Genomic DNA, 24,409 nt, shown 5'->3' with positions numbered 1-24,409 from the left:
TAAATAAAAAAGAAAATGGAAACACCAATCTATGAACGTAATAAAACAGCTTTGTTATTTATTGATCCTTACAATGATTTTCTATCTGAAGGTGGGAAAGTGTGGCCAAGAGTGAAAGACGTTGCAGAAAGCAACAATTTATTGAATAATCTGCGAAGCATCGTAAAAGCTGTAAGGCAGGCAGGTATACAGATCTTTATTGTTCCGCACAAACGATGGGAACCTACAGATTACCAATACTGGAAATTTCCCAACCCTACTCAGATAAGCATTATGGAACGTCATTCTTTTGCAAAAGACAGCTGGGGAGGCGAATGGCATCCTGATTTTACTCCTCAGGAAGGAGACATTATTGCCAAGGAACACTGGGCACAAAGTGGTTTTGCCAATACAGATCTGGATATGCTGCTCAAGCAACGCGATATAACCCATGTCATCGCTATAGGATTGCTCGCTAACACCTGTGTTGAAAGTACGGCACGTTTTGCAATGGAGTTAGGATATCATGTAACCCTGGTAAAAGATGCAACAGCAGCCTTCACCTCCGAAATGATGCATGCAGCACATGTCCTGAACGGGCCTACCTATGCTCATGCACTCCTCACAACCCATGAACTTATCACTGCATTACCCGTAGAAAACAGCACCGGATCATAGAAGACGATTATCTATAAAACTGATATAAACAGAAGGCGTATTTTCATGCGCCTTTTTAGCTGATTAAACACTGCACAGTTTTTTTACGACCCCATTACAAAATTCAGGCTTCCTTTCTTGAATACTTATAAACAAGAAGTAAAAAGCTGTAAAGAATATATACTTTACAGCTAAAATTTCATGGTGTGTTTTTAGAATCTTTCTTGATCTGATAATCTTATAAATATATTGAGCAACTTAATTTTGAAACTTCACAAAATCTAAATAAAAGCTAGGGTTTCCTATATTAAAAGCAGGAACCACTCCGTTAGTTTTAATAGCCAATACCGGATAGGTTCCGGGTGTTGAAAAATACAGTACCCGGTTCTGATCCCTTGGACTCATATTAGCAACAGTAGAAACATTACAGTAGGTTTTCCAGACCTCTCCAATCCCATTAATATAAAATACATAATCGTTACAGTCAGAAGCAATTGTAAGACCAGAGCGGAAAAAATACCATCCTTTTGCCGGTATCGTTACTGAAATCCCTGTGGCCAGCCCACCACCGCCTGTAGTTCCGGTAAAAGGATTTACCAATGTTCCGGTATAAGAGGTCCAGTTATTGGCAAATGCAGTAGTAACCGTAGAAGACCATGTTGCTAATCCGTTAGCATCACTTGTGAGTACATATCCCAGTTGCTGGGTACCGTCTTTAATCTGAAGGGCTCCATTAGTAGTTCCGTTATCAATAACCATCTTTGCGCTGGAAGCTCCGGCAGGTACAATATTGGTTCCAACCAGAACTTTCCCAGTACCATTAATGCTTAAGTTATTCCCTGCGGTTGCAATATCTGCTGCTTGTGAAAGAGTTCCTCCCAATTTTACATCTGTTCCGGACAGAGTAAGACCATTACTTGCTGTGATGTTATTATTAATGATTGTTGTTCCCCCATTTCCGTTACCTCCGGCAAGTTCTGTAACTGTCATAAAACCTATCCCTGGATTCAGTTGAGCGGTTCCAGCTCCCCCTAATCTTACCTTTACAGATGTATCAGCGATAGGTCTGTAGATCGCATAAGCTTCAGGCTGCCCTCCAAGGGATGTTGCCGGATAGTTATTTATTGCATCAACTACTCCCGTGGTGCTGGAAGGAAGAACAGAGTTATTGGAAGCATCTACCCATTCATAAACAAAAAATCCTCCTGCCAAAGAAAAATCAGTAGCGTGCAGCTGACATCGAAGCACATAGGTCTTGCCCGCCTTCAAATTAAAAACACCTGAGTTATAAGTGATGTTATTAGAAGCAATTACAGATCCGAAGGTCACATCTGACCCTGTAGATACTACTTGAGCCGCGTTAGGTTTTACAATAATGTAGTCTCCTGTAGAAGAAGAGCCTGCTGATAGGAGTTCCCATGTAGAATTTGTTCCTGTAAGCCCCGTATTTACCAGTTCCACACTTTGATTCGCAGGAATTGAAATAGTAGCACTGCCATTAATTGTTTCCGGAGCCGCAGAAAAGACTGTTATTTTAAAGTTCGTATTATTTTTAATTCTGTAAATCCGCCCTTTAAAATTCCCGATTCCACTAATAGCAGATGGAAGGTTAAATATAGCATCTGCCCCTCCGTTATATGAAACATGGAAGTCTGATGATGTTAAATTATAAGACGTTGTATTCACCGCTTTATAACTTGCGGCTAACGATCCGTTAATATCCATGGTAGAACCAGGGTTCACAGTATTAATCCCAACACTTCCAGCCTGGGCAAAAGCAACGGCCGGGCTAAAAGCCAGCATTGCAAAAATTAGTTTTGTAGAAATTTTAAGCATTTATCATTATTTTATTTACATTACTAAACCGTGTTGTTTAACATAATGTAAAAGTATTAGAATAAATACTACAGGAAAGATCACAATACGTAGAAATAAACTAAGCAATTTGTAGAAAATTTTCTACACTTTGAAAAACTAATTTCTACTGAAAATACAGTACAGCTATGACATATAAGCTTCATATAATTTAATAAGGTCTGCCAAATTGGTTGTCTTTAATTTTTTATGAATCCTTTTTTTATAAGTACTTATAGTGGACATCTGAATTTCCATTTCATTTGAAATTTCCAGGTTTCCGTTTCCTTTTACCATTAATATGAAAATTTCATATTCTCTTTCCGACAAACTTTTAATGCCATCAAGTGCAGATGGCTGTAAGAGTTTGTTTACAATACCATTGGGATAATAATTGCCTTCTGCAAACATTTTCATGACTGCTTCAGAAATTGTATCTACCTTGCTTAATTTATTAATATAGCCATCTGCCCCTTCTTTGATATATTGTACTCCAATATCTTCTTCATATGCTGAAAACACAAGTATCCTGATTTCAGGCTGGATGCTCTTAATTTCTGAAATCATTTTTTTATTCCTGCTTTCGGGCATATTAATATCCAATATGAGTAAATCATATTTTTGTCCGGAAATTTTATCCAGAACCTCAGGATAGTCTGCAGCCGTATCTATTACAGTGTTGGGAATACGTGATTCTAAAATGATAGAAGTTCCCGTTAATACAATATCATGATCATCCGCTATGAGGATTTTTTTAATCATTATTCCGATTTTTTAAGATTAATTGGAAAGAAGTTCCTTTTGCTTCGTTTCTTTTGATTATAATTTTACTTTCTATCATTTGGAGCAATTGCAGTACAAGATGAAGACCCATACCATACTTTTGTAATAATAACTTCTCATTTTCAATATTCTCCTGAAGTTTAGTATAGTACTCAATTTTCTGGTCATCCATCCCGATACCTGTATCGGTAATTTCTAAAATTATCAATGTATCCTTATCTGATCCATTGATCGTAATAATTCCGTTTCTTGTAAATTTCACTGAATTATCTATCAGATTATGAATAATAACAGCCAAGATGTTTTTGCTGGTACGGATCATTAATTGTTTGCTGACCAGATTTACAATTGTGGTATTATGATTATTGGCAATTTCCTCAAAAAGAATTTTCTTTTCTTCCACAAGGCTATACAACGAATAAAGTTCAGTCTCATCAGTTCTGTATTCATTGTAAATATCAGCATACTCCTTCAAAGTCTTTGTAAAATTATAGAGTTGGTTGGACGACTTGTAAATAGAGTTCAAAATCCTTTCCGTACTGGATACGCTCATTTCCTGATAATTTAAAACTTCTTTACTTGTTAAAGCAATAAACTTTAACGGTGTAGTAATATCATGGGTAATAGTACCAATAAGCTTTTTCTGCTGTTCAATTTCCTTTCCCAATTTTATTTGAGTAACTTCAAGATTATTGACAGTTTCTGATAAAATCTTGGTCCTCAACTGAATAACTGCCTCCAATTCATGGTTTTTCTTTCTAAGGAAACTTGTCCGCCATTTTATGGAGAGATAAAATAAGCATAACAGCAGGAAGCATGTTAACAGTTTGAACCAGAGAGTCTGATAAAAAAAAGGGGGAACAGTAATTTTTATTTTTTTGAAGATATATTTCTGCTGATCAGAAACAAGCATTCTAACAGTAAGAATATGTGTACCATTACCAAGACTTCCAAGCAAAATCTTTCTATCTTTTCCTACAGATATCCATTCATTTTTTTTCTCATTATCAAGATGTGTCTGAATGATAACATTATCAGGATTTGCATAGTAAGGAACATCAATAAAAATTTCTGCTCTCGTGTTTTCCTGACTAAGTGTTAAAGTATTTGCAAAAAAACTTTCTTTACCATCAATTCTGGCTCTTTCTAAGTATATGTCTGTTGGATAATAACTTTTGACCTTTAAAGGATTAAAAAAAACAAGACCATCTAAGGAAGGTAACACAAACTCTTCATTTTTTAATTTATTACCATTTATGTTAGCTCCACCATTAAATTCATTAGTACTAAAGCCTGTTTCTTTTGAGTATTTGTAATAGTGTATTTTAAAATTTCGATTCTGAACATATTTTAACAACATGTTTTCCTTTATTTTGTACAAGCCATTGTTCGTGGAAATCCAAAAATAGCCATTTCTATCCTCCAATATGGTGTGGGATGACAGAAGGTTTCCTTCAGAATCGACCGGCAATTTTATGAGACTGTTATTTTTTAAAAGATAAAAACCTTTTCCCAGGGTTGTTATCCATATGTTTCCATCTTTGCTGCGTATCACGTCCCGGATCGACAATTCATTATGACCATTTAACTTGTATATTTTACCTGGCACAGCCGGGAGTTTGAACAAACCTTTTATAGTTCCTACTAAAATATTGCCACCATCTGTCAACATAATTCTGGTGGGTTCACTGGCAAAAAAATATTTTTTCTTTAAAGATTTATAGGGCCAGTCTTCATATATGCTCAAAACACCCGTGAATTCAGTACTTCCTTTTTTTTGTTTGGAGGACAAGACATAATATTTTCCATTAGCAAATAAAAAATCTTTAATGGTCTCTTCTCCTGTAGAAATTCTTTGAAAATCCAAAAAATCTCTCTGCTTATCATATACAAGAAGAGTCTGTTCCTTTCTTGTAATAATATTTCTGTACTTATCAAAACCTAAAAAATAGGATATGTTTTTCCCAAAATTTTTACTTTTAACCAGTCCATTTCTATTATATATTTCACCTTCAGGTGTTATTACACATGAGTCACTAAAAGGTTGAATAGCATAAAAAACGGCCAGCGATTTTGGATTTTTTTTTTTCGAGGAAATGAAATCTGTTAAACTCACAATTTTCAACCCATCTGTGCTGCTCCCCAAATAAAGTTTTTTGTATTTTTCATCATAATAAATACTCATTAAGGTGCTCTGAATTACATTTTCCAGCTGAACCAGTTTTGATATTTTGAATGCTCCATTACTATAGGTATACCGATAAAGAGTATTATTATTTAAGACAAACCCTTGTCCACTCATTCTGTTCCAGAATACTTTACTTCTGACATCAGCAATAACAGGCACATCATAATCAGCCGTAAACCTTCCCTCTTCTATTGTTCTTACTTTTTTAGCATTATGATCAATATAAAATAAAGTCTCTCCAATGACAAAAGTATTGGGACTATTTTTATAAACAGGTTTCTCAATCACCTGGATCTGGGAATTTGAATGCCGACCCTCATAAATAATGGAATTCTCCGCAATGAAATACCGCCCTTTTTTAAAGTTCATAAAAAAATAGCTGTAGGTATAGTTTGAAATAGATAAACTATAATTTATATACCCCCTAGCAATAAGTGAGGGAGATTTCTTTATATTGTTAATTACCTTTGGAGCTTTCTGATGGATTAGCACAGTTTTTCCATAATCTCCATCTGTAAAAATACTATCCTTTTCAGGATTACCATAAAAATAGGTAAACCTCTGGCTATTCAGGGGGAAATTTTTATATACTAAAAAATTAAGGCCATCATATCGTACAATTCCGTTTTCTGTTGTCAGCCAAATAAAACCATATTTGTCTTTAATAATGTCTTTTACACTATTCTGAGGAAGTCCGTTATCCGTATTGAAAAGCTGGGTAGTATATTGCTGGGAATAAATCGAAAGAAAAGCAAGTAGAAAGCCGACTACAAGAATATTTCTGTACAAACCTATTATTATTTATTGATACTGTAAAGATAATTCATTTATGTATAAATAAATTACCAAATACCAACATTCATATAAAAAGTAGTCATTCAATTCGTATAATGATCTCAAGTCGTAACTTCTTCATTTATTTAATTGCAGTAAATTATTTCTATTTTGGAGAGGGTTATGTAAATACGATCAATTACGGTTACCTGATTTAGCCTGCCGGACGGTCTGATTATCTCTTAAATTAAGTCGATATACAAGTGTTAATCGGTAACGGGCTGCATTGGGAATATTGGTCTGATTGATCTGGTAATCTGCTCCTGTGGTTTTGCTGATAGATTTTCGAAGATCGAACAGGTTACTTACATCAAAGGACACTGTTGCTTTATCCTTTAAGAAAGTTTTGCTGCACCCAAAATCAATACTATGCAAAGCGTTTGAGTAAGTTTGGGCAGTTGCATTGGCTCCCCTGAAATTATACACCGACTGAAAAGCAAGTTTATTCTTCAATTTCACCTGAGCGCTTACACGGGCTGTAAGTGTATTTCCTGAATAATCGAAGATCTGATTCTGATAACTTCCCTGTTTGACATAGTGAAATATATTAAGTTCAGTATTTAACTGTAACCATTTAATAGGATTATACAATACGGAAAGCTCTAAACCACTGCGCTCTTCTTTGTTGATATTAACCGGCATGGTAATAAACAAACCATCTGCATTTTGATACGTATAATCTTCAATGACCCCAGTATTTTTTTGATAATAAAGGGATGGATTAAAAGTAAGGGTCTTCCAGTTCTTCAGGAAAGCCAGTTCAAACACATGAGCATAAGATGGGTTCAGATCCGGATTACCAATATAACGGCTATTCAGATCGGTCAATTCATTGAAAGGATAAATCATTCCCAATGATGGCCTGTTGATCCGTTTACTGTAACTCCCCTGTAAGGTGGCACCTGTATTAAAACGGTAACTGACATTTAACGTAGGAAATAACCTGCTATACTTTTTATCATTTGTGTAACTTCCTATACGGTCTTCAATACCTATACGGGTCAATTCGCCTCTTATACCACCCTGATAACTCAACTCCCCCATTTTGCCTGCAAACTGCACATAAGCACTCCCAATAAGTTCTTTATATAAAAGATGATTGTCGATCTGATCAATAATTTCCCAGCCCGCAGAATTTTGCTGTTCAGCAGTGAAATCACTGTTAACCCTCCTGTTCTCCAGTTTCAATCCAAATTCCAGTGTCGAAGTACTGTCCAGTGGCTGTATCAGATCTGTTTTAATCATCAGATCCTTACTCCCTCCTACCGAGCTTGTTCTGATTGTGGGAAAGATAACAGGAGCTGGAAAAACTCTATTAGTTGCCAGATTCCATTCTTTATCACTGTCCCAGAAATCATATTGCATATCCACAGTAAATTTTTTGCCGGTGCGTTCAAAACTTTTTGTATAATTAAATTCCAACTGATTGTAACTTCGCTTTTCCCATGATTCGCCACTGCGGCTAAGTGTACTATCAGTGACACCACCCTTTCCTGAATATAAATAGTTCAGCCAGGTCTTATCATGATCATGTGTAGAATTCCTAAGAAAGGCTGCAGTAATCGTATTATGGTCATTAATCTGGTAATCTGCACCAAAATAAAGCAATTTGGCATTATCATGGCGGTTCTCATCCTGGCGTTGGCTCAGATAAACCGCGTTACCTGAAAGTCCGGTAAATTGCTCTGTTTTATAGAGACCCACATAATCTGATAATCGCAAACCATACGTTGCAAATAGGTTAAGTTTATCTGATTTATAATTTAAACTGGGACTAACACGTGTTTCATTAGGAATACCGCCAACTACCCTTAGCTGCCCGCTGAATCCATCTTTCTTATTTTTTTTAAGAATAATATTAATAATTCCTGCCGACCCTCCGGCATCAAATCTGGAAGAAGGATTGGCAATTACTTCAACACGTTCCACCTGATCAGCAGGTAACTGTTCCAGGACATTACCTTGAGTTAATCCGGTTCGTCGTCCATTAATTAATACCAATACATTAGCATTACCACGAAGACTAATCGCACCCGTAGGACTCACACTGACTGATGGAACAATGTTCAACAGATCAGTTACCGCTCCTGTTTGAGAGAGAACATCCTTACCTACTTCAAAAACTTTCTTATCAAGTTTTAAATTGATCGAACTCCGATGTCCGGTTAATGCTACCTCCTTCAAAAGTTTTGTGTCAGCCTCTAAAGTTATTATTCCAACATCTGTCAGCAGGTCCGTACTCACTTCTATTGGTTTACTGACTGGCTTAAAACCTATCAGATTATAAGTGATATGATAGGTTCCGGCTGGTATATTTTCCATCTTGAATATTCCTTTGGTATCCGAAATACTGGTCATAATTATTTTTTCCGTACTATCTTTTAGTGTTACATTGACATGCGGGATAGGAACAGAAAGATTTTCATAAATGACACCCGTTATTTGTGCGTGCTGTGCAAAGGAATTTTGAACAGTTAACATGATCAGAAAAATGAGTAGTATTTGTTTCATGATGTAAAATTAAATTCCAGAAGTACTCATTTCGAGTAAAAACATCTGAACGGCTCTACAGACTTGCAAACTGCCATCAGCTTTTATAAATTACCTTGTATATTTACATTATGCAGAATTTTATGTTTTTGCTGATTTTGCTCGGCATACTGAACCCATCTGTTATTCGTAATGAAGATCCTATACCTGTTTACAAAACAGGTGACGATATGTCTTGGGCATCTAAGGATTATAATGATAAGAACTGGTCACCCGAGAGAGCAAATACTTCTGATAAAATTTTCTGGTCACGAACTCATTTAGATCTGCGTAAGGTTGAAAATGAAGTATTACCGCTTGGTCTTCAGATTGAATCCTTTGGTTCTTTTGAAGTATACTGGGACGGAATATTGATTGGTCATAACGGTCAGATTCCACAAAACGGCAAACCGGAAATACCCGGTACTGAAAGCAGTTATTACAGAATTCCGGATCATTTGATTTCGCCTGGTCTTCACACGGTTGCCCTACGCAGTTCACAATCATTACTTCCACACATACAACGTGGTATTGGATATAAATTAGATCCTTATAATTCCTTATTGACAAGCCCATTGGTTACGATGTCTTATATGAATCTCATGGCAGGAGCTTTCCTTATCGCAGCTGTGTATTACTTTTTTCTTTATGTAAACAGCAAGCGAAAACAATGGGATATATTGATCTTTGGAATCATCTGTTTTCTGTTTTTTTCCTTACTGATCATGGAATATCTGAAGTTTCATGTTACAATCCCTTACTCCCAGTTTTTCATACGCCTTGAGATTATCGGTTGGCTGACTTTTGCTAATGCATTATTGGTTCCGCTGTATTTTATCATCCAATTCAATTTTAAAAAGGGAAAATGGCTGATGGCAGCACTTCTGATAGCTTTAGTATTTCTTTACTGGTCCAATTACGGACACTATGATCTGACTGCCAGGCTCTATAGTTTAGCTATGCTTATTGCCTCTTTCATTGTCGTTTTGAATGGTATCATTCAAAAGGAAAAAGGAGGGTTTATAGCTATGCTCGCGCTTTTAATGAGTGCGATGGTCAATCGTTTAGTGGTTTATGATTTTGGGCTGTTCATCAGTTTCACTATCATTGTTCTGAGCATGCTCTATCTGCATTCCATCCGTACAAGTGTTATGGAGGCTGAGCGTCAGAATGCAATTTTACTTTCCTCAAGGCTGCAGTTGGAACTGCTCAAAAAAAATATTCAGCCTCACTTTTTAAGAAATACCCTGACTTCAATGATGGACTGGGTAGAAGAATCTCCAAAAGAAGGAGCGCGTTTTATACAGGCACTGGCTGCAGAGTTTGATATTATGAACGAAATTTCTGAACAAACCCTGATTCCCATAACAAAGGAATTGGAGCTTTGCCGTCAACACCTGTCGGTAATGGGGTTTCGTAAGGAGATTAATTATATATGGGAGCAAAACGGAATAGATGAAAGTCAGCTGATACCCCCCGCTATTATTCATACATTGCTGGAAAATGGTATCACCCACAGTGAACCCTTACCAGAGAACTCTGTTAAATTCATACTTCGTTATGTTGTAACGAAAGAAGGCTATCATCAATATGTTTTTGAAACCATCGCAAAGAACCGGCATATTCTCACAGAACGTGCAGGAGGTAATGGGCTTAGATATATCCGGACACGCCTCACTGAAAGCTATGAGCAAAACTGGAGATTCGATTCGCATGCTACAGAAAACGGCTGGATATCTACCATTCAAATTTTAAAACCATGAATATACTGATCATTGAAGACGAAGCCAGAATCGCCCGTCGTTTACAGCGTATGACTGCCGAATTCTTTGGAAACAGGCCTATCCAGATCACAATCTGTGATTCTCTTCAGAGAGGGCTTGATCAAATTACCAGTCAACTTCCGGATTTACTTCTTCTAGACCTGAATCTCAATGGTGATAATGGTTTTGAAGTATTGGAACAGATGGTAGCGGCTTCTTTTCATACCATTATTGTTTCAGCCAATACGGACAAAGCTATTACTGCTTTTGCTTATGGTGTACTTGATTTCGTTCCCAAACCTTTTGACAGAGAAAGGTTTTTTCAGGCGCTGAACCGATTTATTAGCCCTGCATTAAAATCGGATGATGGGATGAAATATCTTGCAGTAAAGAAATCCGGACAAATCCGGCTTATCAGCATTTCTGAAATTATCTATATCAAAGGAGCAGGAATCTATACAGAACTGCATCTTAAAAATGGGAAACAGGAATTGCATGATAAATCACTTGAACTTTTGCAGCAGCTTCTTCCTGATAGATTTGAAAGGATTCATAAGTCTTATCTCGTCAATCTCCAAGAGGCAGAAAAAATACTGATTAATCCCGGCTCAAGATATGGGCTGCAGATTAAAACCGGTGAAATACTGCCCATAGGACGTTCAAAATATAAAGAACTTAAAAATAAGGTGATTTAGCATATATTAAAGTATTTTTTCAGCTTTTACATTGAGAATCGTTTGAAAATAAAGCTATTAGCACCACATCAGTAACAATCTGAAAAACTAATATTTAGACATAAAAGCAACCATTTTGAACACTTTTATAAAAAATCTGGATAAGCTGTTTGAGCTAACAGCTGAATAAACTATGTTTTATTTCTTAACTTTTATATATTTTCTTCCATTTGGTCACAGTATTCCTGCTTAGTTTAAAATGATCAGCCAATTGTCCGTTATTAAGCTTATTTTTTTTCTGATATTCTAACATGTACAGAATATCTGACTCTTTATATGAACGGTATTTCTGGCTATTTTTCTCTGATATGCCAAAAATAAGGGCATTAATTTTCAGGATGTCCAAAGTAAAAATATTTTTTTTTAGCAGAACCCCTTCACAGGTCTCATATTTTTCCGGATATTTTCTGGTAAGAATGTCTTTGTAAATCTGTCTAAAATCTGGTGTAACATATTTTTTCATATTCAAAATGTTTTTATTATCTGTTGTTATATTTATTAATCCACCTAAAAAGTGTTGTCTTGGGTATACCATATCGTTCTACCACATCATTTTTCGTCATGGTTTCTGTGTTGATCTGTTCCAGAATAAAATCTATGACCTCCTGAGTATAAATAGTCTTACGAAACTGGGGAAGGCTGATTATCTTTTTTCGCTTTTCAGATATATTTTTCCGTGATAACGGTGCATACAGAATAATATGCTGGGAATAGAGTCTGAAAAAATCATATTCCAAAAGCTTACTCCATTTTAGTAATATTTGGATATCTATGCTTCCTGACAGATACATTTTCTCTATTTCTTTTTCTGTGCATTGAAAGTAATTACAGATACGGGAAGTTTCTACATTGTTTTCTATAACTGCTTTCCGAATCATGCTTCCTATATGAATGTCTTTAAAATTCATTTAATCTTTGTATTAAAAGTCCTGCCAAAAGTCCTCTTCCGGCAGGATGAAATGATATATATAAATTGTGTTTTATGTTAAAAAATGTTCTTTAATTCCGAAGAATCATTTCCAGTAGTTCCAGTTGGAGCCCATCGAATACAACCAGGCTCCTTCTACTTTTACATTACCTGTTTACTGTTTTTTATCAATCCTTTTATGGTTTCCAAAAGCTCCACACAGTTCCGTTATAAATGGCCAGCTGTTTTTTTGTGGTATCATATACATCATGCCAGCGGCAGGGTTGACAATGTTGAGGTGTGGACTAGCTATTTTGGGAAGAATCATTGCTTTATTTACATCCACATAAGCATCCTCGAATCTCAGGATATTGATTTCAATGTTGAGAGAATATTGACTTCCAGCAATTACAAGGCTATACGTAAGAAATCTCCTGTTTGACATTATGCCTTACGAGTGATGGACAAGAAAATTTTCTTGGTAGCCGCAGGCCCCGTACCTATTTCCATGCACCACCATTTGAACTCATACCATCTATATGTGCTTGCATCTATCTGAACCTGTACATTCGTTGTTTCAACTTCTGCCGCTGAAGTCATCCAGTATACAATATTATTACTATCCACTTGTACATAACCTCCTGTTGCTACAGAATTATTGAGTGAAGTTTCGTTCTCATTGACCTGCGTTGCAAATGACTGATAGCTTATTAACTGAGTATTACCGGAAACGTTATAAATCCTTGGATCATAGTAAGATCCGTTCACTCCCTGTATATCTATCCGTAAACCATCAAGTACCGGTAATACAGGTAAGCTATTGGCCATAATATAGGTGTTCAGATTAAATGTATTGACGTTCGTAGTTGATGCTGGGATAGAATATACCTGCGAAATTGTTTCACCCACATTAATAGATCCTGACGGAGCAGTTCCGCCACCTGTAGTCGGAAGTCCTGTTACATAGCCTAAAACCCCATTGGCATCAGCTACTACGGTTCTGGTTGCTGTGAATGTCTGATCTTGATTTGTTGAAGCCGTACCTCCTGGTGTTGTATTAATAGCATTGCTAGCACCGTTAAATGGGAGCTGTCTAATCCTTGTTGTACCTTCTATAACATCAAGCTTTTCTGTTGAGGTATTATTATTTCCAATCCCTACATTACCAACAGAGCTAATGAACATTTTTCCTGTTCCAACTGCTCCACTTCCCGCAGAAGTATCAAAACGGATATAAGAAGGTGCATCTGTACCTCCTGTACCTATGAGAAGATTCGTATTACTTCCACTTGCTATAATCTGTGATGTTCCACTTCTGAACTGCTGAATATATAAATTGGCATTATTACCTCCATAAAAAGCCATAGAAGCTAAACCAGATGAGGATAACAAATTATTTTGGTTAATACTTCCATCCGCGCTCCAAAAAGTTTTTTGATCGGTACCTGTAAAGTTTAAGACATTACTATTTAGGGAAAGTGTTCGTGTTCCTGCCAATGAACCGTTTGCTTTGTAAATATTAATATCACTTCCCGTACTCTTCCATTTGATTCCATTGAAATAATAGTATCCAATTGAGATAACGTCTACAGTCTGCCCTGAAGGTGCTGTATCTGCAGCTGTTACATATACCAACACACCCGTCTGATCTGTAGTATATACTTTAGCTCTTAGTTGATTGCCTGTAATTCTAGGGGCAATGATACCGTCCAATGAACTGGTGTCAGCTGCTTTTCCTACCACGTCTAAAGTGGACTTCGGAGCATCTGTATTGATGCCCACTTGTGAAAATACGATAGAGGAAATTAATAATGTTCCTAAAAGGGTAATTTGTTTTTTCATTTGTATTAATAAATTAAAATTAGTTTGAGATATTTTAATAAAAGACCATTCAATAAGCAATGACAATATTAGGATGAACATACCTCCCCCAACAAAGGTTATACTTGGTGCTTTCCGAATTATTCTATACTATTTCTATATTCAATTTTTATTTTACAAATTACAATTACTGATTTTCAACGCATTATAGCCAGAACTTAATTTCTACATGGCAAAATGTGTTTTCCAATATGCATACGTGGAAATAGGGACATTTACAGAATTTATACTCTAAATTTGCATGCAAATAGTAAATTACTATCATAAAAACAATTGCCTGAATTAACAACCCTCATTATTATCATGAAGAAATTACTTAATTTTTTTCTTATTCTTTTTTCTTTTCAATTTGCTTCTGCACAAAGCAATCCTTCCGAACTCGCTATTATGAAACAAATTAGAAAAGTCAATAGAAATGAAAAAGATGACTACAGAGAAAAAGAATATCTCCGATTACTTAATGAGTCTAAAAAAATAGGTTTCCAATTCGGAATTCTGACTGCAGGAAGTGCATTAATGACGGTATATTCTAGAGAAAGTAAGAATGAACATGTACTCAATTTAGGAGATGAGCTAAAAAAAATAGCTAAAAATAAAAAAGATACTGCAGGTATACTGTCTCAGATATATGGAAAGAGTGCTCTGACTTTCTTTACACTTGGTCTTGACGATGCAGGTCTTAAAGATTTGAAAACAGCAATACATTACACTGAAGATATCAGCAATGAAAATAAAAGATACTATTTTCGAGGAACCTATTATGAAAATATGACCGCATATTACAGTAATTCAAAACGATATGGAGAAAAAAAACATAAGGATTCCATATTATACTTTCTTAATAAAAGCCTTGAAGCTAATAAAAAAGTAACTGATAATGGTAAAGGGATATCCAAAAAGAAAAAATACAGAGCTATTGCCTTTATCAACATAAGAATAGCAATATATTGTCTAGAGGAACCTACTGTAAAAGGAAATCTTAATAAGGCTGAAGAGCATCTATTGGCAGCGTCTACTGTTTACGAAAATAAAGAGTATGATATTGAGCAGACAGAAAAAACGATGCTACTAAATCAATACAGCTGGCTGTATATGGAAAAGAAAGAATACCATAAATCTATCCAATACGGAAATCAAGCCCTTAACCTGCAGAAACAATTTCCCAATCCATACAACAAGGTTGATTCTTATGAGATTCTAGCTTCTGATTATCTGGGATTAGGGAATAAGGAAAAAGCGAAGTTTTACATGGATAAGTATACTACTCTTAAAGACAGTATTCGTTTTATGGAAAAAAACACTACAGATGCTACTGTGAAAAAGATGGTTAAGCAAGTAGATAAGGAACATCAGGAAAATTCTAAAAAGCAATGGGCTATCACATGCATTTTGGCATTGATAGTTGCAATTATTATCTTCATTTTTTGGAGAAGAAAAAGCAAAATTCATCAAAAAAAATATGAGGAACTGGTTTCTAAATTAAAAAATAAGAAAGAAGAAAACAACCTGGTGACATCAAATAATGAGGTCAAATCTTCTGTTATTATACCGGACGAAACTGTAAAGGCCTTACTTCAGAAACTAGAGAAATTTGAAACCTCAGAAAAATATCTGAAAAAAGAAGTTAGTCTTACATGGCTCGCTAATAACCTCAACACCAATACTAAATACCTTTCGGAAATTATCAAAATCCACCGGGGTAAAAATTTCTCAAACTACATCAACGGATTACGGATCAACTACGTTGTCCACAAACTCTATAATGAACCCCAATACAGAGAATATAAAATAAGTTATCTCGTTGAAGAAAGTGGATTTGTCACCCACAAGGTTTTTGTAACCGCCTTTAAAAATGAACATGGTGTAACTCCCTCCTATTTTATTGATAAACTGAAAGCTTCCTGTAGGGTACATGAAAAACATATAGCCAATTCATAAAGCTTGTTAGAAAAAGAATTCTTCATTGATTGATTACGACTGTTAAGTTAGACTACTATCCTATTTCAAAAGATTACAAGGGATCACAAGAAAAAGTTTCTATTTTAAAATAGGGATTTCAATGAAACTGTCATTAAACCATTTAATGTTTAAAGGTTCCCCGGCATCAAGAATTGTTTCTTCACTGACCTCTTTACCTGTGCCATAATTAAGCTGGGAAAAAGCATTTTTATTAACATTAAGTACAATTGCCACCCTGCTTCCTTTTTGGAGTTGCTTACTTATCAGGTGGGTATTGGAAAAGGGTATGGTTTCTTTTTTTCCGGGTGTCAATAGAGTGCGCTTGGTAGGATCTTTTGCATAACTTGCGCGACCAATATAATAAGACAAGTGAAAATATTTACCCTCAGCAGTAACTTCATATAATGTGAGACCTATATCAAGATCATTTTTATTACAGATTAAATTGATTTGCCCAAGAAAGGAGCCATTGATAAGAAAAGGCTCTTTAAAGGGTTCAGTAACAAAAACAAAACCATTATCATCAATATTGTCTCGAACAATTGGATCCGGATAATAATCGTTATTGCTGCTCTTTCGGTCGGAAAAATCAACTTCTTGGGTAAAGTATTCTGAGTTTTTCGATTGGTTAGAGCTTAAAGAATAGAATTTGCCCGACTTGTTTTTGCTCAAATACAACTTCAGATATGTATTGTGCATAGCATCTAAAGAAGGTGCGCTGCGCCATTGGTCAGTACCCATAACCTGGTAATTAATTTTATCTCTTAAAAAATCAGGTTTCTTATCACCTTTTAATATGAAATTAAACCATTGGTAAGTATATTCTTTGATATTAAAGCGGGCCACAGGATCTATTTTATATCCATTGATCATCTCTTCACCTCCCACCTGAGTTCCAAAATGTCCATAAGGTCCTATCACCAGATATACCGGGGTATCCGGACTGTATTTGTTAAGTTCCCGTAAATAGTATAGGCTTGAATTTTGGGAGTCATTATAATACCCATCAAAAGCCAAAACCGGAATTCTTATCTGAGCAAAATCTTCTTTATACGGAGCCATCTGTTGCCAGTAATCGTCGAAATCAGGATGACTTATCCAGCGTTGAAACAATCTGTTAGGTGTTCCATCAATACTGTCCATTTTCTTATAGGCTGCACCACTTTCCCACCATTTAAACATCATAGCTCTGAACCGGTTTCTATTATTGCCGGTTTCTGTATCCAGGTATTTGTTATTACTAACATAAAAAGACCATTCATAATTTGGATTGATGAAAATGTTATTTTCCATAGGCAATCCCATTCCCGGCCGGTTAGCAACATAGGGAACAATTGTTTTCAGTGCAGGATGAACTTTCTTGGTTGCAGCCCACTGTGTAAACCCATTATAGCTTCCTCCGTACATTCCGACACTCCCATTACACCATGATTGTTTACTAATCCAGTCAATAACATCGTAAGTGTCGTTTCCATCGGTCTCATATGGGTATATTTTATTGGGGCTGTATCTTTTACCTCTTGTATAAGCAATTACACCAATATAATCGCGATCTGCAGCATCTTTAAGTGATTGTAAATCCCTGTCTTTATCACGAACATAAATGGTAAATTGCAGTATAACAGGTTTAGGTTTTGTATCACTTTTCTTACGAACAACAATAGCGGAGAGCAGAGCTCCATCACGCGTTCTGATCATAATGCTGTCCTGAATATCATAGACTTCATCTTTACTCCTGAGATTTTGAGATAATATCTTTTGAGCATTAGCATTAATCATAGCCAATATAATAAACAGCAAAATAAAAATTGTTTTGTACTTCATAAAACGGATAATTGTGATTAGCAGGTATTTATTATAAGACAACTATAACCCTAATTTATTACATCTAATTGAGCTAAATATTTAAAATAAATTCCCGACCGGAAATAATTACAGGAGTTTCTTTGAGTATTATTAATAGTGCAATTATAAGTGTCCCAGAAATTCAGACAAATTAAAAAGAGACAACTAATAATAGTTGTCTCCTTAAGTGACCCGGCTGGGATTCGAACCCAGGACCCATACATTAAAAGTGTATTGCTCTACCAGCTGAGCTACCGAGTCGGTCACTTACTTTTTCAAGTAAATCCCTTTGTTTAAGGGACTGCAAAGATAGAAACTTTTTCTTTATTTACAATACTTCCCAAACATTTTATGATCCAAATACTGCTAACTTTTACAAAATCAGAGACAAAAATTTCATGTTCTATCGCAGATCAGATCATTTGAATTTCAAATATTATAAAATGAATAAGAAATATAATTAAACTAAAAATGGATTGCTCAATTAAGCAATCCATTTTACTAGTGACCCGGCTGGGATTCGAACCCAGGACCCATACATTAAAAGTGTATTGCTCTACCAGCTGAGCTACCGAGTCGGCCACTTACTTTTTCAAGTAAATCCCTTTGTTTAAGGGACTGCAAAGATAGAAAAACAGTCTTTAATTCCAAATTTTTCTATGCTTTTTTACAATAAAATTTACACCCAAAAAGTCAAACACCTGTTTATAAATTAATTACGATAATTATTTTTTTTCCAATACAATCTTAGGAATAACAGGAATCTCCGGATGAACCGGTTTTTTGGACATAAAATATATTTTGCTAAGTCAAAAATAAAACATATCTTAGCAACTAAGATAATTATTAAATAATTAAATTAATGACTAAAGATACTATATCTCTTTTTCGTGAGGCCAGCAGAGCCTATTCTGATGCTTCTATTTTTATGCACGAAGCTATTGCCAGAAAAGCAGGTCTTTCCAGTGCTGATCACAAGTATCTGGGACTTATTTTGCAGTATGAATCTATCACAGCCGGTGAAATATCAAAGTTAACAGGTCTTACTACCGGTGCTGTGACGGGGTTGATAGATCGTCTGGAGAAAAAAGACCTTCTTAAAAGACAATTTATCCGGGAAGACCGAAGAAAGGTAGTCATCATTCCAAATGTTGAGAATAGTATGAAATTATTGGGACCTATTTTCGATGAGCTGCAGAAAAAAACACTTAGCCTCATTGCTGCTTTTTCTCAAAAGGAAATAGAATCTATTGAACGGTATTTCAGGGAAGCGACCCTCCTTATGAAAGAAACAGCAGATCATTTAAACAACCCATAAAACCATAATAAACCCATGGAAAGTTTAACCGTCACTTCAATTACCCGTGCAGAAATATGGCTTTGCATTACGACATTGCTTTACTTCCTTATGAATGGTGCACAGATTTTCGAAACTCTTGTATTTGTGCCTAAATGGGCTTCTTCCCAACCCGACACCTTTAAGCTGCTTCAGAACGGAAAAGGAACAAGTCTGCAGTTTTTTTGGATTATCCTTCATTCCCTTCACGAAATTGCCTTCATTCTTGCCCTCTTTTTTTGCTGGAAAATTGATCCGGTAAGGAACTGGCTTCTGGCTTTATTCATCATTCATGCAGCAGTAAGAGTCTGGACATTAGCCTTTTTCGCACCAAACATTATACAGTTTCAAAACCTGGCAACATCCTCTTCTGTTTCAGAAGAAATATTATCCAGAATCTCACTTTGGAAAAGCCTTAACTATATTCGGGTAGCTATTTATATTGCTATTTCAATAGGCCTTATTCCTCTTTGTATTAAACTATTCAGCTTCCGATATTAATTAAACTCTCTTTAAAAAAAATTGCCGGCTCATTACAGTCGGCAAAAATGATTAATCAAATTCTTTTACATTGAAACATCAGCTTTACTATTCTGGTATTCAAAAAGCTTAACGATAGTATCAACGGTTTCCTGGCCCAGATGCTTTCCAATAAGATAGAGAGCAGCATCAATTCCGGCTGTAATTCCTGCAGTTGTTATCAGCTGTTCCTGATCAATATAACGTACGTTCCGGATGACATTAGCTTCAGGATTGTGCTGTTCCAAAACGTCTAACAGCATACTATGAGTTGTGATATTATGACCAGCAAGTATACCCGTCCCCGATAGCAGCATACTTCCCGTGCATATAGTAAATACAACAGTTCCGGTGTCGTACTGATTTTTAATCCATTTCAGCACAGTTTCCCGAAAATCCTTATCCTGAATATATTTCATAATATGGTCAGGGTTTGCGCCGGGAATGACAATGATATCCGGCTTTGGACACGTCTGTAAGTCATAGGTAGGAATAACAGCCATCGTATTTGCTTCGGTGTATATGGCTTCTTTTATTTTTCCGACTGTAAAGCAATAATAACTGTTGGGCTGTATGACATTTGCTTTAACAAAAACATCCAAAGGACCATTTAAATCAAGTACTTCTACCTGATCATAGACTAAAAACGCTACATTCATTGTTTTACTGTTTTGTACGTGTTTCATAATTCTGTTATTTTTAAGATGATTATTTTGAGAATAAAGGCATAGCTCTTCCTTACTGACAATTGATGATCATCAGTTTTATTGTAAACAAGCAAGGGAAAAATGATTATTCTATGCGCTTAAATGTTTTCCGGTATTGTGCCGGGGTAAGAGAAATATTTTTAATGAATAAACGACGCAGCGAAACAACACTGCTAAAGCCACACTTATCAGCAATGATCTCTATACTCATATCAGTATATTCCAGCAGATTCCTGGCCTGATCCAGCCTCATTTTTTCCAGAAACCGGCCAGGAGTTAATCCTGATTCTTTTACAAATACCCTCGAAAAATTGCGGACACTCATATTCAGAGAGTCAGCAATGAATTCTACGGTTACCATCTCTCCGAGTTTGTCTTTCAACAGATCTCGAACCTGTTTTGTAAAGGGAGACATCGTTTCATATTCCGGCAATGCATTTCCAAACTGAGACTGCATTCCGGGTCTTTTTAAATGCAGAACAAGATGGCAGGCAACTTCTGCTGCCAAAGCTTTACCAAAATCCTCCTCTAAGAGTGCCAACGCAAGATCCATTCCTGAAGAAACACCTCCTGAAGTATAGATGGGTTTGTCACAAATAAAAAATGGATTAACATTGACTTCTAACTTTGGGTAAGATTTCTGCAGTATATCTGCAAATTTCCAATGGGTAGTGACTTGCCGGCCATCCAGCAGGCCTGCTTTGGCAAGTACAAATGCTCCCACACATACTGATCCCATCCGCCTTACTTGTGGTGTTATATTTTGAAGATAAAGATAGACATCGGGACTGATTTCGTCCAGCACACTCAAGTTGGTACCAGCTACGAGTAAAGTATCTATAGGAAAGTCGATATCATAAATGGTGTGACTGCATGACAACGGCATTCCAGAACCGGAATATATTATCTTTTCTGATGTGCCGGATACCAAATGAACATGATAACCCGAATCCTTACTTTCGCTGTTCAGAAAGCGGTTTGCTGATGTAAAAACATCCCACGGTCCGGCAATATCAAGCAGCTGTACCTGTGGTAATGCTAAAAGCACTATATTTTTCTTTCCGGTATGCTGTTCTTCTTTCTTCATATCTCATTCTGTATGAGTACAAATGTAGCGAGAAAGTGCCTTGTCTGCAATGACAAAAAACATACAGTTCCGGCCAAAATACGTTTACTTTTTCTGTCATAACAAAAGAGACTGCCTTATTTATAAGACAGTCTCAGCACTCTACTATAAAATTAGCTTAACTAGCTATACTTTCCAAATCATTAAAAATTTCACCTAAGCTGGTGACAGTCTTCGTGATTTCAAATAAAGAGCTGTACGATTCAGATAGGGAAAAAGAAAAATCAATAACAGTGAAGCCGCAAGCAGCCACATCATCATTTCATAATAATCCATAGCAAAACGGACATGATCCTGAACATTCATTCTTCCTACCAGCAGCTTATTGGCCGCTTTTACCGCCTTGTCTTCAGGCATCCCTCTGGAAATAAGTTTAGCTGTCTGCTGATGAAGAAAATTTTTGACTGCCGGATCCACAGCACTTAAATGATCCTGAAAAGCATTATAATGGCGGCTTTTTTCAAACAATTCAAAAAAATTGATCAGTGCTATACTGATGCAAAATCCCAGATATCGGACTGCCAGAGCCGTTGCAGCAGCTGAAGGACCAATATTAGCAGGAACTGAAGAAATAATAAAAATAATAGTCGGAACCATAATCAATCCTACCCCCAATCCCTGGAGAAACAACGGAATATAATAATTAAACTCATCAGCCTGAACATCAAAAGAGTAATACATTAATCCATGAAAGATCAAAAGCATTAGAAATCCAAAGCCCCAGATATACCTTATATTTTTCTTTTGCAAAACCATACAGCAGGCAATAATTACCCCTGCAACCAACCCTGCAAGATTGAAAATATTGATATAGGAAATATGAAACGGATCCAGATGCAGTTCTGAAGCAAAATAATTGTTGACAATTCCTGAGGCAAACCGACAGATATACATCACAAAAAGGATCAGCAACCCTACTTTAAAGTTTCTGTATTTAAAAATCCGAAGATCAATATAGGGTCTTTTAATGGCCTGCTGGCGGAAAATGGATATCCCTCCCAAAACAACAATTCCTATGACACTACCCAGAATCCGGTTATCTTCCAGCCAGTAATATTCCTGTCCAAAAATGGTAATATATCCTACCAGTACCAGGATCGTGCTGAACAGCCCAAAGCTCTGCCAATCCAGCTTATACAGATGAAATCTCGCATGGGTTCTGTAATTGCTCATGGCAAGAGTGAGGAAAATAAGTCCCGGCAGGTAAGAGAATATTGCCGTTTTATAGACAATATTAAAATTATAGGAATCAATAAGATCCGCAGTGATCAGATTATTAAACGGCAGCGCACAGATCAGAATTCCGAAGAACACTGAAAAACTAATCTCCCTTCCTCTTTCACTGCTCAGCCTCGTAAAAATCAGGGTAAGCGAAAGATTCACATTTCCTGCAAATAACATTCCCTGCATGAAACGCACCGGAAACAGGATATAAATTTCACGGGTAAAATAACATACGAGGCAGTCCAAAATCTGCAGTGTGGTAAACAGAAGAAAATATTCCTTTGCAGCCAGAAAGCTAAAAAATCTTCTTTCCAAACTGTAAAATCCTACATATCCTGCATAAAACAGTGCTACAGAAAACTGAATATCCGCTGGTTCGCTCCCATAATATCCCGCTGCGGCATTCACATTAGCTAAAGGAAGAAAAAATATAATGATTCCCGGAAGAGTCATCGAAAAGAGAATGATCTTGATCAGCCATTCCGGTGCCCATTTTTTGAAAAAGGGCATTTGTCTTTTAGCCATTAGAATGTTTTTTGTCGGCATATACATTCACATTCATTCCCACTTTCAGCACATCAATATCTTTTCTTGTTCCATCTACTTTTATTCTCACAGGAATACGCTGTACAATCTTCACATAGTTCCCGGTAGAATTATCCGGTGGCAGTAATGAAAAACTTGATCCGGTAGCCGGGGAAAGCGAAATGATAGTTCCTTTAAATTCCCTGTCAGGATAAGAATCTGCTACAATTTTCACATGATCCCCGATATGCATATCCTTGATCTGTGTTTCCTTATAATTCGCAACCACCCATTTATCTGTTTCATTATTGACAATAAATGCCAACGTTTCTCCGGCATCAATCATCTGCCCAACTTCAACAGTTCTTCTCCCCATTCTTCCGTCATAAGCAGCAGTAACTGCAGTATAGCTGACATCAAGTTTATGACGGTCCAGCAGTGCTTCCAGTCTTACAATTTCTGCCAGTACAACTGTTTTTTCTGCCTGAATATCATTTATTTTTGATTTTGAAGCTGCATAATTATCCTGAGAAGATTTGTAATCACTTTCATTGACATCCAACGTTGCTTTTACATCTTCAAGGCGCTGTTTTGTGGCAGATTCTTCATCATAGAGTTTTTTATATCTGTTATAATCAAGCTGCTGCTTCCATACTTTTGCTTTATTGGCATCTATCTGAGCCATTGCTGCTGCAGCTTCTTTTTCTGTGGTACCTGTGTTGCTTTCCAATACTTTCAGCTGGGCACGGGCTTTCTGAAGAGCTGCCTGAGTCTGTTTTTGCTGAAGGATATATTCACGGTTATCTATAATCAGAAGCGTATCCCCTTTTTTAACTTCCTGATTTTCTTCAAATTTCACAGCTACGATAAAGCCTCCGGCTCTTGAAATAATAGGGTTCACATATTCCTGAACCTGTGCATCATTGGTCTGTTCATATGCATAATAGTTCTTTAGAGTAAAACCGCCCCATATGGCAAGTGCGGCAACGATTAAGACTGAAATCCATCCTGTGATCTTTGTGATCAACCTGTCCGTGGGAGTATATTTTTTTTTCATTG

General features: G+C 36.3%; 19 protein-coding genes and 2 tRNA genes. 6 read left to right on the top strand and 15 right to left on the bottom strand.

All coding sequences use genetic code 11. The features are described 5' to 3' along the window. Positions 1-15 precede the first annotated feature (15 nt). A complete protein-coding gene (locus tag KYG33_RS00960) occupies positions 16-657 on the top strand; it encodes a cysteine hydrolase family protein (protein WP_077414702.1) in 642 nt (213 codons plus the stop codon). Positions 658-894: 237 nt separating this feature from the next. Here KYG33_RS00960 and KYG33_RS00955 read toward each other — a convergent pair whose 3' ends face one another. The 4 genes from KYG33_RS00955 to KYG33_RS00940 all read right to left on the bottom strand — a co-directional run bounded on the left by KYG33_RS00955 (position 895) and on the right by KYG33_RS00940 (position 8,806). Beyond that, a complete protein-coding gene (locus tag KYG33_RS00955; protein ID WP_219072503.1) occupies positions 895-2,472 on the bottom strand; it encodes a hypothetical protein in 1,578 nt (525 codons plus the stop codon). A gap of 165 nt (positions 2,473-2,637) precedes the next feature. Further along, entirely contained in the window at positions 2,638-3,252 is a 615-nt protein-coding gene (locus tag KYG33_RS00950) for a response regulator transcription factor (RefSeq protein WP_180565592.1), read from the bottom strand. After that, positions 3,245-6,250 carry a two-component regulator propeller domain-containing protein gene (locus KYG33_RS00945; protein WP_257468875.1) on the bottom strand — a complete coding sequence of 1,002 codons (3,006 nt, stop codon included), beginning with the start codon at positions 6,248-6,250 and terminating at the stop codon, positions 3,245-3,247. The genes KYG33_RS00950 and KYG33_RS00945 overlap by 8 nt, the downstream gene beginning before the upstream one ends. Before the next feature lie 180 nt (positions 6,251-6,430). Then, a complete protein-coding gene (locus KYG33_RS00940) occupies positions 6,431-8,806 on the bottom strand; it encodes a TonB-dependent receptor domain-containing protein (RefSeq protein WP_219072502.1) in 2,376 nt (791 codons plus the stop codon). A gap of 110 nt (positions 8,807-8,916) precedes the next feature. On the opposite strand from KYG33_RS00940, the gene KYG33_RS00935 reads away from it, so the two are divergent. Both KYG33_RS00935 and KYG33_RS00930 read left to right on the top strand, forming a co-directional pair. Continuing rightward, positions 8,917-10,587: a histidine kinase gene (locus KYG33_RS00935; protein WP_077414712.1), complete on the top strand. Its 1,671-nt coding sequence runs from the start codon at positions 8,917-8,919 to the stop codon at positions 10,585-10,587. Beyond that, positions 10,584-11,282, top strand: coding sequence for a LytR/AlgR family response regulator transcription factor (locus KYG33_RS00930; protein ID WP_077414714.1), 699 nt, complete (start codon positions 10,584-10,586; stop codon positions 11,280-11,282). Before KYG33_RS00935 ends, KYG33_RS00930 begins: the two co-directional genes overlap by 4 nt. Before the next feature lie 184 nt (positions 11,283-11,466). On the opposite strand, the gene KYG33_RS00925 is transcribed toward KYG33_RS00930, so the two are convergent. The 4 genes from KYG33_RS00925 to KYG33_RS00910 all read right to left on the bottom strand — a co-directional run bounded on the left by KYG33_RS00925 (position 11,467) and on the right by KYG33_RS00910 (position 14,070). Then, positions 11,467-11,784, bottom strand: a complete 318-nt coding sequence (locus tag KYG33_RS00925; RefSeq protein WP_077414716.1) for a transposase — start codon at positions 11,782-11,784, stop codon at positions 11,467-11,469. Between the two features lie 16 nt (positions 11,785-11,800). Next, positions 11,801-12,229 carry a transposase gene (locus KYG33_RS00920; protein ID WP_077414718.1) on the bottom strand — a complete coding sequence of 143 codons (429 nt, stop codon included), beginning with the start codon at positions 12,227-12,229 and terminating at the stop codon, positions 11,801-11,803. 174 nt (positions 12,230-12,403) lie between these two features. After that, the gene (locus KYG33_RS00915; protein ID WP_175627202.1) at positions 12,404-12,673 is read right to left on the bottom strand and encodes a hypothetical protein; all 270 of its coding nucleotides are present in this window, start codon (positions 12,671-12,673) and stop codon (positions 12,404-12,406) included. After that, complete coding sequence (locus KYG33_RS00910; RefSeq protein WP_077414720.1) at positions 12,673-14,070, bottom strand: hypothetical protein; 1,398 nt, start codon at positions 14,068-14,070, stop codon at positions 12,673-12,675. The genes KYG33_RS00915 and KYG33_RS00910 overlap by 1 nt, the downstream gene beginning before the upstream one ends. A 426-nt stretch (positions 14,071-14,496) precedes the next feature. Here KYG33_RS00910 and KYG33_RS00905 point away from each other — a divergent pair, with 426 nt between their 5' ends. Beyond that, complete coding sequence (locus KYG33_RS00905; RefSeq protein WP_175627208.1) at positions 14,497-16,047, top strand: helix-turn-helix domain-containing protein; 1,551 nt, start codon at positions 14,497-14,499, stop codon at positions 16,045-16,047. Positions 16,048-16,146: 99 nt separating this feature from the next. Here the strand turns inward: KYG33_RS00905 and KYG33_RS00900 are convergent, their stop codons facing one another. The 3 genes from KYG33_RS00900 to KYG33_RS00890 all read right to left on the bottom strand — a co-directional run bounded on the left by KYG33_RS00900 (position 16,147) and on the right by KYG33_RS00890 (position 18,491). After that, on the bottom strand, positions 16,147-17,892 hold the full coding sequence (locus KYG33_RS00900) for a CocE/NonD family hydrolase (protein ID WP_219072501.1): 1,746 nt from the start codon (positions 17,890-17,892) through the stop codon (positions 16,147-16,149). A 209-nt stretch (positions 17,893-18,101) separates the two neighbouring features. Further along, a tRNA-Lys gene (locus KYG33_RS00895) sits at positions 18,102-18,174 on the bottom strand. 244 nt (positions 18,175-18,418) lie between these two features. Then, positions 18,419-18,491 (bottom strand) — tRNA-Lys (locus KYG33_RS00890). A 284-nt stretch (positions 18,492-18,775) separates the two neighbouring features. On the opposite strand from KYG33_RS00890, the gene KYG33_RS00885 reads away from it, so the two are divergent. Both KYG33_RS00885 and KYG33_RS00880 read left to right on the top strand, forming a co-directional pair. Continuing rightward, positions 18,776-19,231, top strand: a complete 456-nt coding sequence (locus tag KYG33_RS00885; protein ID WP_077414726.1) for a MarR family winged helix-turn-helix transcriptional regulator — start codon at positions 18,776-18,778, stop codon at positions 19,229-19,231. 15 nt (positions 19,232-19,246) lie between these two features. Continuing rightward, on the top strand, positions 19,247-19,750 hold the full coding sequence (locus tag KYG33_RS00880) for a transposase (protein WP_219072500.1): 504 nt from the start codon (positions 19,247-19,249) through the stop codon (positions 19,748-19,750). Positions 19,751-19,815: 65 nt separating this feature from the next. Here the strand turns inward: KYG33_RS00880 and KYG33_RS00875 are convergent, their stop codons facing one another. From KYG33_RS00875 to KYG33_RS00860, 4 genes are all read right to left on the bottom strand, one after another. Further along, positions 19,816-20,454, bottom strand: a complete 639-nt coding sequence (locus KYG33_RS00875; RefSeq protein WP_219072499.1) for a DJ-1/PfpI family protein — start codon at positions 20,452-20,454, stop codon at positions 19,816-19,818. Positions 20,455-20,560: 106 nt separating this feature from the next. Then, positions 20,561-21,562 carry a GlxA family transcriptional regulator gene (locus KYG33_RS00870; RefSeq protein ID WP_077414732.1) on the bottom strand — a complete coding sequence of 334 codons (1,002 nt, stop codon included), beginning with the start codon at positions 21,560-21,562 and terminating at the stop codon, positions 20,561-20,563. 195 nt (positions 21,563-21,757) lie between these two features. Next, positions 21,758-23,350: a beta-carotene 15,15'-monooxygenase gene (locus KYG33_RS00865; protein ID WP_257468874.1), complete on the bottom strand. Its 1,593-nt coding sequence runs from the start codon at positions 23,348-23,350 to the stop codon at positions 21,758-21,760. After that, complete coding sequence (locus tag KYG33_RS00860) at positions 23,343-24,407, bottom strand: HlyD family secretion protein (protein WP_077414734.1); 1,065 nt, start codon at positions 24,405-24,407, stop codon at positions 23,343-23,345. Before KYG33_RS00860 ends, KYG33_RS00865 begins: the two co-directional genes overlap by 8 nt. Positions 24,408-24,409 lie beyond the last annotated feature (2 nt).

The organism is Chryseobacterium sp. D764 (assembly GCF_019317325.1).
Lineage (GTDB): Bacteria > Bacteroidota > Bacteroidia > Flavobacteriales > Weeksellaceae > Chryseobacterium.
This window is presented reverse-complemented; position numbering and strand designations above follow the sequence as displayed.

Excerpts from the sequence above, each read along its gene's own strand:
- KYG33_RS00910 (WP_077414720.1), bottom strand. The coding sequence starts at position 14,070 with ATGAAAAAACAAATTACCCTTTTAGGAACATTATTAATTTCCTCTATC.
- KYG33_RS00960 (WP_077414702.1), top strand. The coding sequence starts at position 16 with ATGGAAACACCAATCTATGAACGTAATAAAACAGCTTTGTTATTTATT.
- KYG33_RS00955 (WP_219072503.1), bottom strand. The coding sequence starts at position 2,472 with ATGCTTAAAATTTCTACAAAACTAATTTTTGCAATGCTGGCTTTTAGC.
- KYG33_RS00875 (WP_219072499.1), bottom strand. The coding sequence starts at position 20,454 with ATGAAACACGTACAAAACAGTAAAACAATGAATGTAGCGTTTTTAGTC.
- KYG33_RS00930 (WP_077414714.1), top strand. The coding sequence starts at position 10,584 with ATGAATATACTGATCATTGAAGACGAAGCCAGAATCGCCCGTCGTTTA.
- KYG33_RS00865 (WP_257468874.1), bottom strand. The coding sequence starts at position 23,350 with ATGGCTAAAAGACAAATGCCCTTTTTCAAAAAATGGGCACCGGAATGG.
- KYG33_RS00880 (WP_219072500.1), top strand. The coding sequence starts at position 19,247 with ATGGAAAGTTTAACCGTCACTTCAATTACCCGTGCAGAAATATGGCTT.
- KYG33_RS00950 (WP_180565592.1), bottom strand. The coding sequence starts at position 3,252 with ATGATTAAAAAAATCCTCATAGCGGATGATCATGATATTGTATTAACG.
- KYG33_RS00870 (WP_077414732.1), bottom strand. The coding sequence starts at position 21,562 with ATGAAGAAAGAAGAACAGCATACCGGAAAGAAAAATATAGTGCTTTTA.
- KYG33_RS00885 (WP_077414726.1), top strand. The coding sequence starts at position 18,776 with ATGACTAAAGATACTATATCTCTTTTTCGTGAGGCCAGCAGAGCCTAT.
- KYG33_RS00940 (WP_219072502.1), bottom strand. The coding sequence starts at position 8,806 with ATGAAACAAATACTACTCATTTTTCTGATCATGTTAACTGTTCAAAAT.
- KYG33_RS00915 (WP_175627202.1), bottom strand. The coding sequence starts at position 12,673 with ATGTCAAACAGGAGATTTCTTACGTATAGCCTTGTAATTGCTGGAAGT.
- KYG33_RS00920 (WP_077414718.1), bottom strand. The coding sequence starts at position 12,229 with ATGAATTTTAAAGACATTCATATAGGAAGCATGATTCGGAAAGCAGTT.
- KYG33_RS00925 (WP_077414716.1), bottom strand. The coding sequence starts at position 11,784 with ATGAAAAAATATGTTACACCAGATTTTAGACAGATTTACAAAGACATT.
- KYG33_RS00905 (WP_175627208.1), top strand. The coding sequence starts at position 14,497 with ATGAAACAAATTAGAAAAGTCAATAGAAATGAAAAAGATGACTACAGA.
- KYG33_RS00900 (WP_219072501.1), bottom strand. The coding sequence starts at position 17,892 with ATGAAGTACAAAACAATTTTTATTTTGCTGTTTATTATATTGGCTATG.
- KYG33_RS00860 (WP_077414734.1), bottom strand. The coding sequence starts at position 24,407 with ATGAAAAAAAAATATACTCCCACGGACAGGTTGATCACAAAGATCACA.
- KYG33_RS00935 (WP_077414712.1), top strand. The coding sequence starts at position 8,917 with ATGCAGAATTTTATGTTTTTGCTGATTTTGCTCGGCATACTGAACCCA.